The sequence below is a fragment of the Polaromonas sp. UC242_47 genome, from assembly GCF_044452385.1.
Lineage (GTDB): Bacteria > Pseudomonadota > Gammaproteobacteria > Burkholderiales > Burkholderiaceae_C > Polaromonas.
In genome coordinates this window covers 1,964,701-1,977,944 of sequence record NZ_JBIOAO010000001.1, presented here as the reverse complement: position 1 = coordinate 1,977,944, position 13,244 = coordinate 1,964,701, and the positions used below count along the sequence as shown (strand labels likewise).

General features: G+C 65.5%; 11 protein-coding genes. 7 read left to right on the top strand and 4 right to left on the bottom strand.

Annotated features, from left to right (window positions below):
- The first annotated feature begins 84 nt into the window (after window positions 1–84).
- From ACHMXK_RS09700 to ACHMXK_RS09680, 5 genes are all read left to right on the top strand, one after another.
- A complete protein-coding gene (locus ACHMXK_RS09700; protein ID WP_397439806.1) occupies window positions 85–1,539 on the top strand; it encodes a short-chain fatty acyl-CoA regulator family protein in 1,455 nt (484 codons plus the stop codon).
- 13 nt (window positions 1,540–1,552) lie between these two features.
- Window positions 1,553–2,455, top strand: coding sequence for a LysR family transcriptional regulator (locus ACHMXK_RS09695; protein WP_397439805.1), 903 nt, complete (start codon window positions 1,553–1,555; stop codon window positions 2,453–2,455).
- A 105-nt stretch (window positions 2,456–2,560) separates the two neighbouring features.
- Window positions 2,561–3,862, top strand: coding sequence for a CaiB/BaiF CoA transferase family protein (locus tag ACHMXK_RS09690; protein ID WP_397442490.1), 1,302 nt, complete (start codon window positions 2,561–2,563; stop codon window positions 3,860–3,862).
- Window positions 3,859–4,833 (top strand): Bug family tripartite tricarboxylate transporter substrate binding protein, encoded by a 975-nt coding sequence (locus ACHMXK_RS09685; RefSeq protein ID WP_397439803.1) that lies wholly within the window; start codon window positions 3,859–3,861, stop codon window positions 4,831–4,833. The genes ACHMXK_RS09690 and ACHMXK_RS09685 overlap by 4 nt, the downstream gene beginning before the upstream one ends.
- A 19-nt stretch (window positions 4,834–4,852) precedes the next feature.
- Window positions 4,853–5,776, top strand: coding sequence for a hydroxymethylglutaryl-CoA lyase (locus ACHMXK_RS09680; RefSeq protein ID WP_397439802.1), 924 nt, complete (start codon window positions 4,853–4,855; stop codon window positions 5,774–5,776).
- Between the two features lie 32 nt (window positions 5,777–5,808).
- Here the strand turns inward: ACHMXK_RS09680 and ACHMXK_RS09675 are convergent, their stop codons facing one another.
- The 4 genes from ACHMXK_RS09675 to ACHMXK_RS09660 are packed head-to-tail and all read right to left on the bottom strand — an operon-like array spanning window position 5,809 to window position 10,075.
- Window positions 5,809–7,200, bottom strand: coding sequence for a hypothetical protein (locus ACHMXK_RS09675; RefSeq protein ID WP_397439800.1), 1,392 nt, complete (start codon window positions 7,198–7,200; stop codon window positions 5,809–5,811).
- A gap of 23 nt (window positions 7,201–7,223) precedes the next feature.
- The gene (locus ACHMXK_RS09670; protein ID WP_397439798.1) at window positions 7,224–8,315 is read right to left on the bottom strand and encodes an alkyl sulfatase dimerization domain-containing protein; all 1,092 of its coding nucleotides are present in this window, start codon (window positions 8,313–8,315) and stop codon (window positions 7,224–7,226) included.
- Window positions 8,209–9,078: an MBL fold metallo-hydrolase gene (locus ACHMXK_RS09665; protein WP_397439796.1), complete on the bottom strand. Its 870-nt coding sequence runs from the start codon at window positions 9,076–9,078 to the stop codon at window positions 8,209–8,211. Before ACHMXK_RS09665 ends, ACHMXK_RS09670 begins: the two co-directional genes overlap by 107 nt.
- A 13-nt stretch (window positions 9,079–9,091) precedes the next feature.
- A complete protein-coding gene (locus tag ACHMXK_RS09660; RefSeq protein WP_397439794.1) occupies window positions 9,092–10,075 on the bottom strand; it encodes a Bug family tripartite tricarboxylate transporter substrate binding protein in 984 nt (327 codons plus the stop codon).
- Window positions 10,076–10,173: 98 nt separating this feature from the next.
- On the opposite strand from ACHMXK_RS09660, the gene ACHMXK_RS09655 reads away from it, so the two are divergent.
- Window positions 10,174–11,076 (top strand): LysR family transcriptional regulator, encoded by a 903-nt coding sequence (locus ACHMXK_RS09655; protein WP_397439792.1) that lies wholly within the window; start codon window positions 10,174–10,176, stop codon window positions 11,074–11,076.
- Window positions 11,077–11,321: 245 nt separating this feature from the next.
- Window positions 11,322–13,166 carry an AMP-dependent synthetase/ligase gene (locus ACHMXK_RS09650; RefSeq protein ID WP_397439790.1) on the top strand — a complete coding sequence of 615 codons (1,845 nt, stop codon included), beginning with the start codon at window positions 11,322–11,324 and terminating at the stop codon, window positions 13,164–13,166.
- Window positions 13,167–13,244 lie beyond the last annotated feature (78 nt).

The following is a 13,244-nucleotide window of genomic DNA, read 5'->3' as shown; positions in this document are numbered from 1 at the left end:
CTTCGCAAAAATAAGGACGATCGACAACGGGTAAACTAAGAATGTACGGGCAATTTTCCGTGTAAATTTGCAAAGTTTGCGAAGATGACCAAAACCTATATGGGTGTCCGCCTCAAGACCTTGCGGGAACAGCAGGGCCTGACGCAGGCCGCCCTCGCCGCCTCGCTCAAGATTTCGCCCAGTTACCTCAACCAGATCGAGAACGACCAACGCCCGTTGACGGTGCCCGTGCTCTTGCGGCTGCAGGCGGCGCATGGCATCGACTTGCAGCTGTTCTCGGACGACGAGAGCGCCAGGCGACTGAGCGAACTGCAGCCGGTATTCTCGGATGGCTCGCAGGCCCATGCGGTGCCGCTCGCAGAAGCCAAGGTCGTTGCGTCGCAGTTGCCCTCGGTCGCCAGGGTACTGCTGAACCTGCACAGGCGCTCGCGCGCCGTCGAGGAACAGCTGTCCTCGATCGTCGCCGACGGCGACCGGCTCGCCGGCGACCCGGCGGCCCGCCTGCAGCCCTATGAGGAAGTGCGCGAATTCTTCTATGCACGCCACCACCACATGGCCGTGCTGGATGAGCTGGCGGAACAGCTCCACGAAACGCTGATGACCGGGCTGCCGCCCGGTACGGTGAGCGCCGCCGAACTGCGCTCCCGCCTGCAGGACAGGCTGCTGAAGCGCCACGGCATCCAGGTGTGCATCCAGGAGCGCCAGGACGCGGCCAACCGCGCCTCGGACCAGGCGCTGCGCAGCTATGACGCGGCCACCGGCACCATGTCCCTGGCGAGCGACATGGACCCGGGGCAGCAGGCTTTCCAGCTGGGCGTGCAGCTCGCGTTTCTGGAGATGGGCGAGCGCATCGACGCCTTCACGACGGCTGAATCGTTCACCACCTCGCAGGCCCGGAGCCTGGCACGGCTCGGTTTCGCCAACCACTTCGCCGGCGCGCTCGTCCTGCCGAACCGCTTGTTCCAGGACGCGGCGCAGGCACTGCGCTACGACATCGAGCTGCTGAGCGCCCGTTTCGGCGTGGGCTTCGAGACCATCGGGCATCGTTTATCGACCATGCACCATGCGCCGGGGTGCGGGATCCCGTTTTTCTTCGTGCGGCTGGACCGCGCGGGCAACGTGTCCAAGCGGCAGTCCACCGCCGATTTCCACTTCTCGCGCCACGGCGGCACCTGCCCGCTGTGGAACGTCTACGAAGCCTTTTCGCAGCCCGGCGCCATCCTCACGCAGCTGTCGCGCATGCCCGACGGCCGCACCTACCTGTGGATCGCGCGCACCGTCGAACACCGGCGCGGCGGTTACGGCACGCCCAGGCGCATGTTCGCGGTGGCCCTCGGCTGCGACGCGCGCTACGCCGATCGCTTGGTCTACGCCAAGGGCGTCAACCTGATCGACCCGGACGCCGCCACCCTGATCGGTGCCGGCTGCAAGGTCTGCGACCGCGCCGATTGCACGCAGCGCGCGTTTCCGCCGCTGGGCCGCACCCTGCAGATCGACGAGAACCAGCGCGGTTTCGCGCCCTACGCCTCCGGCATGTGAAGGACAGCCCGCCATGCGCGACATCGACCCCGTTTCCATCCGTCTCTTCCTCGCCACGCTGGAGGAAGGCAGCATCGCCCGCGCCGCGGCGCGCGAAAACATCGTGCCCTCGGCCGTCAGCAAACGCATCTCCGAGCTGGAGGCCGAGCTGCGCGTGCTCCTGCTGGACCGCAGCGTCAAGGGCGTGCAGGCCACCCCCGCCGGCGAGGCGCTGGCGCGCCATGCCCGCGCGCTGCTGCAGGGCATGGACCGGATGCAGCGCGAAATGGCCGGCTATGTGGACGGCGTGCGCGGCCTCATCAAGGTGCTGGCCAGCGTGACCTCGCTGTCGGGCGAGCTGCCCGACGACATCATGCAATTCCGCGCCCAGCGCCCGCAGATCGAGATCGACGTGGAGGAGCGCACCACACCGGCCATCTACCGCAGCGTGCGCGAAGGCCTGGCCGACGTGGGCGTGGCGTCCGAGTTCGCGAGCCACGAGGGCCTGCAGGTCTTCCCGTACCGGCGCTACGCCTTGGCCGCGGTGCTGCCCGCAGGGCACGCGCTGGCGGGCGCGCCGCAGGTCGTCTACGCCCAGTTGCTGGACAACGACCTGATCGAGCTCAACCGCGACAGCGGCATCAGCCATGTGTTCGACGACGCCGCGCGTGAGGCCCGCACCTCGCGCACGGTGCGGGCGCGCGTCAGCTCATTCGAGACCATCTGCACCCTGGTGGCGCGCGGCCTGGGCGTGGGCGTGGCGCCCTTGTACCTCCAGGCCACCAAGGAAAAGACGATGGGCCTGCGCTTCGTGCCGCTGGCCGATGCCTGGGCCCAGCCGCGCAGCTTCATTGCGGTGCGCGACCTCGACACCCTGCCACTGGCGGCACAGGCTTTCGTCGCCCACCTGCGCGCCAGCGCCCCGGCCACGGACTGACCAGCGGACGAACAGCCGCGGGTTTTCACCAGCCTCTTCAAACGAGAAAGCGACAGTTCCGAACCACCACTTTTGCAATCGTCGCGTCCGGGGGATGATCGCTGGATCAGCACTGCCCCGAACGAAACCCCGACCTTCCTGCCCGATCACGACCTGCCGCTGCGAGGCATCAAGGTGCTGGAGCTGTCGCACATGATCATGGGGCCAGCCGGGGGCCTGGTGCTGGCCGACCTGGGCGCGGAAGTCATCAAGGTCGAGCCGCTGGACGGCGACCGCACGCGCCGGCTCAAGGGCTCGGGCATAGGCTACTTCCCCGTGTTCAGCCGCAACAAGCAGAGCCTGGCGGTCGACCTCAAATCGCCCGAAGGCCAGGCCCTGGTGCGCCAGCTGGCCCTGGGCTGCGACATGCTGGTGGAGAACTTCCGCGACGACAGCCTGACGCAGTACGGCCTGGACTACGCTTCGCTGTCCGCGGAAAACCCCGGCCTCATCTACGTCTCGCTCAAGGGCTTCCTGTCGGGGCCGTACAAGCAGCGCACGGCCCTGGACGAGGTGGTGCAGATGATGGGCGGCATGGCCTACATCAACGGCGGCACCGGCGCGCCGCAGCGCGTTGCGCCGTCGGTCAACGACATCCTGGGCGGCACCTTCGGCGTGGTGGGCGCGCTGGCCGCACTCCACGACCGCCAGCGCACCGGCCGCGGCCGCCACGTGCGCGCCGGCCTGTTCGAGAACAACCTGCTGCTGGTGGCGCAGTTCATCGCGCAATACCAGCTGACCGGCACGCCGCCCATCCCCATGGGCGACAAGCGCACGCCGCCCTGGGGCGTCTACGACATCTTCGACACGCAGGACGGCCGCGTCTTCGTGGCCGTAGTGAGCGACGCCAACTGGCAGACCTTCTGCCGCGACTTCCTGCCCGAAGGCTGGGCCACCGACGAACGGCTGCGCACGGCCGTCCAGCGCGAGGCCGCCCGGCCCTGGCTGGTGCCCGAGGTTGCGGCGATCCTGAAACACTGGAAGACCGCCGATCTGTGCGCCGCGCTGGAGGCTTCCGGCCTGTCCTATGGCCCGATCCGCCAGCCGCACGAGCTGCTGGACGACCCGCACCTGAACGCCGGCGGGGCCTTGATCCCCACCACCATGCCGGACGGGCAGCAGGTGGCGGCCGCGGCGCTTCCCATCGAATTCGACGGCCAGAAGGTCGGCAAGCGGCTCGACCCTCAGCCCATCGGCGCGCAGACGCACGACATCCTGCGCGGCCTCGGCCTGGACGACGCGCGCATCGCACAACTGGTAGATCAGGGCATAGTGGCGGTCAGCCTTCGCCGGGGGGCACCCAGCGGCGCCTTCACGCGGCGAAAGAAGAATGAACCAAGCAAAAAGGACAGGAGACTACTGACATGAAACGACGCAATTTCAACCTGATGGCCCTGGCGAGCGCCGCCGGGAGCTTGGCATCCCTGTCCACCTGGGCGCAGGCCTGGCCGGCCCGGGCGATCCGCATGATCATCCCGTCCACACCCGGCGGCGGCACCGACTTCACGGGCAGGCAACTCGCCACCAAGCTCTCGGAAATGAACGGCTGGCAGGTCGTGCCCGACAACCGCCCCGGCGCCGGCACCGCGCTGGGCTTGGCCGAAGTGGCCCGGGCCAAGCCCGACGGCTATGAGCTCGTGATCGCGCAGTCGGACAACGTCTCGCTGATTCCGCTGCTGATGAAGGTGACTTACGACCCGATCAAAGACCTGACGCCGATCGCGCTGGCCGCCGTCACGCCGCTGATCATCCTCGTCAAGGACGACTCGCCCTTCAAGACGCTGGGCGACTTGATCAAGGCCGCCAAGGCCGAACCGGGCAAGCTGTCGTATGGCACCTCGGGCACCGGTGGCGGTGTGCACATTGCCATGGAGCTGCTGCAGCTCACCGCCGGCTGCACGATGCAGCACGTGCCGTACAAGGGCTCGACGCCAGCGCTCGCCGACCTGATGGGCGGCCACCTGAGCTTCGCGGGCTCGTCGATTTCGTCGGCCGCCACGCTGATCCATTCGGGCAAGCTCCGCGCCCTGGCCGTGACCTCGGCCAAGCGCAACGCCACCCTGCCCGACGTGCCCACCGTCGCCGAGTTCGGCTACAAGGACTTCAACGCCGTCAGCTTTTACGGCGTGATGGGTCCGGCCGGCATCCCGGCACCGGTGGTCGCGCGCCTGAACACCGACGTCAACAAGATCCTGGCCCGCCCCGATATGAAAGCCGCCTTCCAGGCACAAGGCTTCGACGCCGCCCCTGTCTCGCCGGAAGAGTTCGCAGCCCTCATCAAAGCCGACATCCAGAAGTCACGCGAGATCATCACCACCGCCCGAATCAAGGTCGAATAACACCTGCGAGGAGCATTCCATGGCAAAAGCCGTCAACATCTGCGAAGTCGGGCCGCGCGACGGCCTGCAAATGGCCCAGGGCCGAATGGCGACGGACACCAAGCTGCGCTGGATAGCGCAGCTGGCAGCGGCGGGCCTGAAGGAGATCGAGGTCGGCAGCTTCGTGTCGCCGCGCATGATTCCGCAGATGGCCGATACCGGCGACGTGGTGCGCGGCGCGCTCGCCATCGAGGGCCTGACGGTCTGCGCCCTGGCCTGCAACCTCAAGGGCGCAATCGCCGCGCACGAGGCCGGCGCGCACGTGCTGGCCATCCCGATCTCGGTGAGCGACACACACAGCCACGCCAACGTCAACAAGGGCACGGAGGCGCAGGTGGAGATGGTGCGCAGCATCGTCGACTGGGTGCGCGCGCAGCCGCGCCCCATGCGCATCGACGCCGCCACCGCCACCGCATTCGGCTGCTCGATGGAAGGCGGCGTGCCGCTGGACCGCGTGGCCCGGGTGGCCGCGGCGCTGGCCGCCATCGGCGTGGACCGCATCGCCCTGGCCGACACCGTCGGATACGCCCACCCCGCCCTGGTGCGCGACACCGTGCGCGCGGTGCAGGATGCCATTGGCGACCGGCTTCACAAGCTCCACCTGCACGACACCATGGGCCTGGGACTGGCCAATGCGCTGGCGGGCCTCAACGAAGGCATCCGCGACTTTGATGCCTGCCTGGCTGGCCTGGGCGGCTGCCCGTTCGCCCCCGGCGCATCGGGCAACGTGGTGACCGAGGATCTCGTCTTCATGCTGGAGAGCATGGGCTTCCCCACCGGGATCGACTTGCAGCAACTGGTCGGCGTGCGAACCCTGCTGGCCCAGTCGCTTCCCGGCGAAACCCTGCGCGGCGGCGTGGCGATGGCGGGCATCCCCCAAACGTTTCAACCCCAGGCGGCATAGCTGGTAGCTGGCCCCCCCGCCCGGCAAGCTGGTCAGGACGCCTTGCAGCCCAGCTTCTCAAAATCTGCTTTGCCCGTATACGACGAAGACGGGAAATACGGCCCCAGGGTCGCGGCCTCATCACCCGGCTTGCGGGTCGCAAACAGGCTTTGGGTGAAATCAGCCGATGGCATCATGTGCCGGATGGCCAGAAAACCGCCAGCCGCATTCCCCATGCCGTCACCCGCGGCGCCCCAGTCCAGCCACGCCACCCCGCAACTGGCCGTGGCATTGGCCGGGCGCGCTGCGGCCGTGGACACCACCATCGTGTAGCTCCTGTCAGCAGTCAAGGGAATTTGCTCGTCGTACAGGCACCCATCCACCGCCGTATCGGACAGCGAACGGTTTTTGCAGATGGACCAATAACGCAGTTGGGCGGGCTCCATGACCTGGGCGCCGGCAAAGGTGCGCGGCGTAGTGGGCGCCTTGCCCCGCAGCACCAACACCTCGCCGAAGCGGCGGTCTATATATGCCGACATATAAGTGTTGTCCAGCGTGCTGTAAAAACCGCCGCGCCGGCTGGCGTCGAGCCGCGCGCGTATCCCCTCGTAGGGCGTGCCGATCAGCAGGTTGGTCGCCGACAGTGGCGCGTTGAAAAACGCATTCCAGGACGGCGGGTTTTGCGCCGGATGGTAGGCCGAGGTCGCCCCCGCCAGGGCGAACATGGGTTTCAGCGCCTCTGTCGGCACACGCACATCACGAAGCGTGCCCTCTTTGACGACGATCTCGCCGCACACCGCGTCGCCTTCGAGCCGGCGCCCATCGGCCAGTTGCAGCACGGGTACGGGCAGCGGCACAGCCCCCTTGAGGTCTGCGCCCTGGTCGGGCACATAGACCCGGTACCAGAGCTGCACTGCCGCATCCTGAGGCGCGTACAGCGTGTTGGTGGGCCGGCTGGCATCATCGACGCGCGTCCCTGCCGTCACGGCGGCCTGCGTCAAATTCACATGGTAGTCGCGCTGCGCTGCATCGCGCCGGGCATGGGGCCTGAAGGGATTGGCCGAGCCGGCGTTGGGCGCCATCATCAGGTCGTTGAGGCGATCGACCGGCTGGCCGGCTTCGTCATAAGTGTTCAGCGAAATGTGGCGTGCTTTGGGAAACTGGCCGCGCAACGAGAGGCTGGCGCCCGGCGGCAGGCGGTACTGCGAGACCCAGTAGACAACACCGCTGTCGGGGATCAGGATGTTGAACGTGGAAGGACTCACGGTGGCGGGCCAGAAACAGCTGGTCAGGCCGGACTGTTTGCCCACGCGCTCCATGTCCGCCACCGGAATTTTCTCGACACGCGGTCGGATCTTGCTCAGGTCAGGCTGCGCAGCGGCCGTCAGCGCCAGGCTGCACAACACAAGTGCACCCAACTGGCTGCTCATCTTCATGATCTTCATTGCAGCTTCTTTCAAAAAAAGACTCAGGGCTCGACAACATTGAACATGGGCTCAAACTCTTCCAGCATGCCCAGCAGCAAGTGCACTTTGAACAAGTCGCCCTCTACCGATATATTCCCCTGTTCAATACCCTGCGCCATCGCTTGAGCGATACCTGACTCGTGCCCCAGCAATTCGGCCAGCCGGGCATGGGGAACGATCATGGTGGCCTGCGCCGCAACCGGCGCCTGGACACGCCTGTAGGTCAACGCCGAGTGGTCCAGGCTTAACAACCAGCGCTGATCCAGATCGGGCAGATGCCAAACCATCTGCAGGCTGTGGCCCGTCGCACGCGGTGCCACCAGGCGAATCGCCAGGCAATCAAAAAACATTTCCATGGGCACAACCTTGAGCAGGTCGTAACTCATGCCCCGCCGTTTGGTCTGGGGCACACCCTGGCGTAGTTCGCGTGCCGCCAGCAAGTAGGCATTGCGCCAGGTGGCCGATTCGGCGGCAAAACCAAGTTGCTCCAAGGCGTTGGCACACAGCGCCCGCGCCGCCGCATGACCGGGTTCGGCAAACACCAGGTGGCTGGTGACCTCGGCCACCCAGCGGTGTTCGCCGCGTTCAAAATCCAGTGTCGCGCGCGCCAGCAGCGCGTCGGCGCCGCCCATGTAAGCCACATACCGCGGCCCGCTGTCTTCGGGCGGCAAGGCATGCAGGCGCGCCGGGTTGCCGTCGTACCAGCCCAGGTAGTGCTGCACCACGGCCTTGACGTTGTGCACCAGGCTGCCGTAATACCCCTGCACATGGATTACTTCGGCCAGCGCCGGCGGCAGGCGCAATTCTTCGGCAATCTCCACCGCCGTGTGGCCCTGGTTCATCAGCCGCACGGTCTGGTCGTGTGTGTATTTATAAAGGTCGCGCTGCTGGGCGATAAAGCTCGCGATGGCTTCGCTGCCCCAGGTGGGCCAGTTGTGCTGGGCAAACACCACGTCGGCATGCGGCGCAAACTCGTGCAGCGCCTCGTCAAGGTAACGCGACCAGAGCCTTGCATCGCGCACCTGCGCGCCACGCAAGGGACACAGGTTGTGCATGGTGGGCTGGCCGATCTCGGCCAGGTTCAGCGCGCGCAACTGCCGGAAGAAGAAAAAACATCTCCGACGGCGCTTCGCTTTCCGGCGCCAGCGCAAACACAATCTCCACGCCGTCGATCACATGGCGTTCGCGCTCTTTCTCGATGGTGCGTGTGGGCGGAATCAAGGTGATGGTGCCGTTGGGCATGTTTTTACCGAGGCCGCAATCGACCTGGGCGCATGCACCACGCGCCAGGGTGTGGCCAAACTGGAACTGCGAACGCCGCGACATGGCGTTGCCGGCGATCATGTTTTCCGACACGGCGTGCCACAAGAATCCTGCCGGCGCGATGATAGGAATGCCCTGGCGGATCGCCTCCTGCTCATCCAGCACCCCGCGCACGCCGCCGAAATGGTCCACGTGGCTGTGGCTGTAGATCACGGCCGTCACCGGGCGCTCGCCGCGCTGCTGGCGGTACAAGGCGAGCGCCGCCTGTGCGGTTTCGGCGCAGGTCAGCGGGTCAATGATGATGACGCCGCGCTCACCTTCAATCAGCGTCATGTTGGACAAATCGAAACCACGCACCTGGTAAATTTTGTCAGTCACCTGGAACAGCCCATGCGCCAGGTTGCGCCGCGCCTGTTGCCACAGCCCGGGGTGCACCGTGGGTGCCGGCTGCTCGTCCTGCAAAAACTCATACCCTGCCATGGTCCAGACAACACGGCCGTTTGCGCCCCGGATTTCGGCCTGCGGCCAGGTTGCGATAAAACCGCGCAGGGCGGCGTCTTGTTCATCAATCATGTGGGTGCTCGTCATGTTCATGCGGCCTTGTTCATCAATCGAGCTTGGCACCCGAGACCTTGACCAGCCGCTCCCAGACCGGCCAGTCCTCGGCGTAACGCTGGCGGAACTGATCAGGCGTGTTGCCCACACCCACCATGCCCAGGGCTTCGAAACGTTTTTTCAGCTCCGGCGAGTTAACGGCTTGCTGCGCCACCTGCTGCAAGCGGTTAACCACAACACGCGGGGTCGCGATCGGTACCAGCAAGGCGATCCAGCCGGTCACGCGGTATTCGGCATCTGGCATGCCGCCTTCGGCAAAGGTCGGCACGCTAGCCAGCACCGACACACGCTGGTCGCCGCTCACGGCAATCGCGCGCAGCCTGCCGCCGTCCATATAAGGCTTGGCCGAAACCAGGCTGGCCACCGCAAACGTCAGTTGCCCGCCCACCAGGTCTTGCAACATGACTGCTTCGCCCTTGTAAGGCACGTGCGTGATTTCGGTCTTCAGCGAAGACGCCATGTGGGCGCAAGCCAGGTGCGGGTAAGAACCCGCGCCCCAGGAGCCGCAACTGGCCGCCGCTTTGGACGCTTTCAGCATGCGGCTCAGGTCAGCCAGGTTTTGCACCGGTGAATTCGCCGGCACCATCAGCAGCAAGGGCGCGGTGGCGATCAGGGACACAAAGGCAAAGTCCTTGCGCGGGTCGTAAGGCAGCTTGGCATAGAGGAAGCGGTTGGTCAACACCGACTGGGTCAGCCCGACCAGCACGGTGTGACCGTCCGCCGGCGCCTTGGCCACCGCGCTGGTGCCCAGAATGCCGCCGGCGCCGGGTTTGTTGTCGATCACCACGGGCTGGCCCAGCTGTTTCGCCATCTGCTCGCCCAGCGTGCGGGCCACGATGTCGGTGCCACCACCGGCCGGATACGGCACGGTGAAGGTGACGACCTTGCTGGGAAACTCCTGTGCCGCCAGGGACAGGTTGAACAACAGGCCCAGACACAACAGCAAGCCACGCTTGCCGAATCGAAAGTTTCCCATGGCGCGTCTCCGGAATTGTTGGAATGCCCTGATTCTGGAAGCGTATAAAATAAAAATCCAATGCAAAATATTTATCTACTTTTTGCAATAAACGCAAAATGCAATTACGCAAATTGAGCCACCTGGTGGCCCTGGCCGACCAGGGCAGCTTTGGCCGGGCGGCCGAAGCCGTGCACCTCTCACAGCCGGCCCTGTCGCGCAGCATTGAAAGCCTGGAAGAAGATTTCGGCGCGACCCTGGTCGACCGGGCTTATGGCCAGGTGCGGCTGACCGCCGCCGGCGACCTGGTACTGGCGGGCGCGCGCCGCCTGCTGGCCGATGCACAACAAATCCAGCGCGACGTGCAACTGCTGCAAGGGCTGGCCATGGGCCAGTTGCAGGTAGGCCTGGGCCCGTTTGCCGCCGCCATGCTGGGCCAGCCCGCCCTGTCGCGGCTGATCCAGCAACACCCGCAACTGACGGTGAAGATCGAGGTGGCCGACCCCGCCAGTTTGTGTGAACAACTGAACCAGCAACAACTGGACCTGTTTGTGGCGGACACCCGCGACCTGAAAAAACAGCCCGGCCTGCAGTTCAAACGCCTGCCCAATGTGGCCGTGGCTTTTTTTGTGGGTACCGGTCATCCGTTGCTGGCGCTGGGTGAGTTGTCGCTGGAGCAGTTGATGGACTACCCGGTCGCCTGCCCCCAGTTGCCGGACCTGGTGCTGCGCCATTTTGAAGGCCAGATCAAACGCACGGATCGCGCCCTGTTCAGCGTGGTGTGCAACGACATGAGCACCTTGCGGCAACTGGCGCTGTCGGCCCAGGGCGTGATCCTGGCGCCCGACTCGGTTGGATTGAACCACGGCGCCGAGTCCCTGGTGCGGCTGCCGGTCAAAAAACTCAACACCATGCTGACCCACTACAGCATCGTCACCCTGACCCGGCGCACCATGTCGCCGGCGGCACGGGCTTTTTCTGCGCTGATTCATGACATGATGGCATCCAGCAGTGTGGCCTGACAAATTTGCTATTTTTTTAATAGCTGCTTGCGCCCGCTCCTTCTGGGCCAGGGCTCGTTTTTTCTTAAGAAACTGGCTGAGGCCATGTTGGCGGCTTGCGAGGCCAGGCCATGGCAAGGAGATACCACGCGCCCCACTATGATCTAGGGTTTCCCCTGACCCCCAGTCAACACGCCATCCCGATGGCCAGCGCGCCGGCCTGGGACAGCCCGTGCCGCCGCACCCCTTCCTGAACGGTTGAATTCATGACTCCCGCTATCTCCACCATCAACGACGTGCAGACGCTGCCCCAACTGCTGGCTTTTCGCGCCAGGCTCAGTCCGCAGGGCGAGGCGTACCGAACTTTTGACAACAGCAGCGGCCAATGGCAAAGCCTGAACTGGGCGGGCACCCTGGCGCGTGTGGGCCGCTGGAGCCGCGCCCTCGCCGCCAGCGGCCTGCCGAACGCGGCACGTGTGGCCATCCTGCTGCCCAACGGGCTGGAGGCCATGAGCATGGACCAGGCGGCGCTGGCCACCGCTTGTGTGCCTGTGCCTTTGCACGCCATCGACAACCCCGGCAGCATGGCCTACATCCTGGCCGACTGCGAAGCCTCCTTGCTCATCCTGGAGCATGCAGCGCTGTGGGAAAAAATTTGCGCCGTGGGCCTGCCGCTTCCGGACCTGAAAACCGTGGTGGTTGTGGATGGCAAACACTCCTCAGTGGCTACCGGCGGTGATGCCGTCACCGTGCTGAGTCTGGCCGACTGGCTGGCGCTGGGCCAAAACAACACGCCGCTACCGGCGCCGCCCAAGCCGGACGACCTGGCCGCCATCGTCTACACCTCGGGCACCACCGGCAAACCCAAAGGTGTGATGCTGACCCACCACAATGTCGTCGCCAATGTGCAGGCGGTGTTGGCGCGCGTGCACGCCACGACGGAAGACGTTTTCCTGTCCTTTTTGCCGCTATCGCACACCTTCGAACGCACGGCCGGTTATTACCTGGCCATCGCCACCGGCAGTTGTGTGGCTTATGCACGTTCGGTCGCCCAGTTGGGTGAAGACCTGAAAACTGTGCGGCCCACGGTGCTGATCTCGGTGCCGCGCATTTACGAACGGGTGTACGCCAAACTGCAGGAAAAACTGGCGCCATCGCCCCTGAAAATGCGGCTGTTCGCGGCGGCGCAAACGATCGGCTGGCGGCGTTTTTGTGCGGCGCAAGGCCTGCCGGCGCCGGACAGGGCAACGGAAAGCGCAACAGCGCCCTGGACTCTTCTGCCGTGGCCGCTGCTGCAACACCTGGTGGCCAAACCGCTGCTGGCGCAATTGGGCGGCCGGGTGCGTGTGGCCGTCAGCGGCGGCGCGCCGCTGTCGCCGGCCATTGCCCATTGTTTTCTCGGCCTGGGCCTGCCGCTGCTGCAGGGTTATGGGCTGACCGAAACCTCACCCGTGGTGGCCGCCAATGGCCTGGACGACAACGATCCCGCCACCGTCGGCCGGGCGCTGACCGGCATCGAGGTACGCATAGGCGACAAACAGGAATTACAGGTGCGCGGCCCGTCCGTCATGAAAGGTTACTGGAAGCGGCCGGAAGACAGCGCACGCATTCTGTCGGCCGACGGCTGGCTGGCCACGGGTGACCAGGCCGAGGTCACGAACGGACGCATACGTATCCTGGGCCGCATCAAGGAAATCATCGTTACGTCCACCGGGGAAAAAGTGCCCCCTGGCGACCTGGAGCTGGCGATCACCGCCGACCCGCTGTTCGAGCAGGCTTTAGTGGTCGGTGAAAACCGGCCCTTCATCGCCTGCGTGGCGGTGTTGCAGCGCGAGGAATGGCAGCGGCTGGCGCAGGCGCTGGCGCTGGACCCGCAGGACCCGGCCAGCCTGCAGCAGCCGGCTGCCGAAAGGGCCGCACTGGTGCGTATCGAGCGGCAAATGGGCAGTTTCGCGCGTTATGCGGTGCCACGCGCCGTGTGCCTGACCTTGACGCCCTGGACCATAGAAAACACCTTCATGACACCCACGCTCAAGCTCAAGCGCAACAACCTGATGGCGCATTTCGAGTCGCAGATTGATGCGATGTACCAAAGGCCGGCCTCGCGCTGAAATAGGCCTGACGCCTCATTCCGTTTCCAAAGCATTCGTGAAGGCGAAGGCGAAGCGCAGACAGTACAGACGTACGGC

Excerpts from the sequence above, each read along its gene's own strand:
- ACHMXK_RS09700 (WP_397439806.1), top strand. The coding sequence starts at position 85 with ATGACCAAAACCTATATGGGTGTCCGCCTCAAGACCTTGCGGGAACAG.
- ACHMXK_RS09695 (WP_397439805.1), top strand. The coding sequence starts at position 1,553 with ATGCGCGACATCGACCCCGTTTCCATCCGTCTCTTCCTCGCCACGCTG.
- ACHMXK_RS09685 (WP_397439803.1), top strand. The coding sequence starts at position 3,859 with ATGAAACGACGCAATTTCAACCTGATGGCCCTGGCGAGCGCCGCCGGG.
- ACHMXK_RS09680 (WP_397439802.1), top strand. The coding sequence starts at position 4,853 with ATGGCAAAAGCCGTCAACATCTGCGAAGTCGGGCCGCGCGACGGCCTG.
- ACHMXK_RS09675 (WP_397439800.1), bottom strand. The coding sequence starts at position 7,200 with ATGAAGATCATGAAGATGAGCAGCCAGTTGGGTGCACTTGTGTTGTGC.
- ACHMXK_RS09665 (WP_397439796.1), bottom strand. The coding sequence starts at position 9,078 with ATGAACATGACGAGCACCCACATGATTGATGAACAAGACGCCGCCCTG.
- ACHMXK_RS09660 (WP_397439794.1), bottom strand. The coding sequence starts at position 10,075 with ATGGGAAACTTTCGATTCGGCAAGCGTGGCTTGCTGTTGTGTCTGGGC.
- ACHMXK_RS09655 (WP_397439792.1), top strand. The coding sequence starts at position 10,174 with ATGCAATTACGCAAATTGAGCCACCTGGTGGCCCTGGCCGACCAGGGC.
- ACHMXK_RS09650 (WP_397439790.1), top strand. The coding sequence starts at position 11,322 with ATGACTCCCGCTATCTCCACCATCAACGACGTGCAGACGCTGCCCCAA.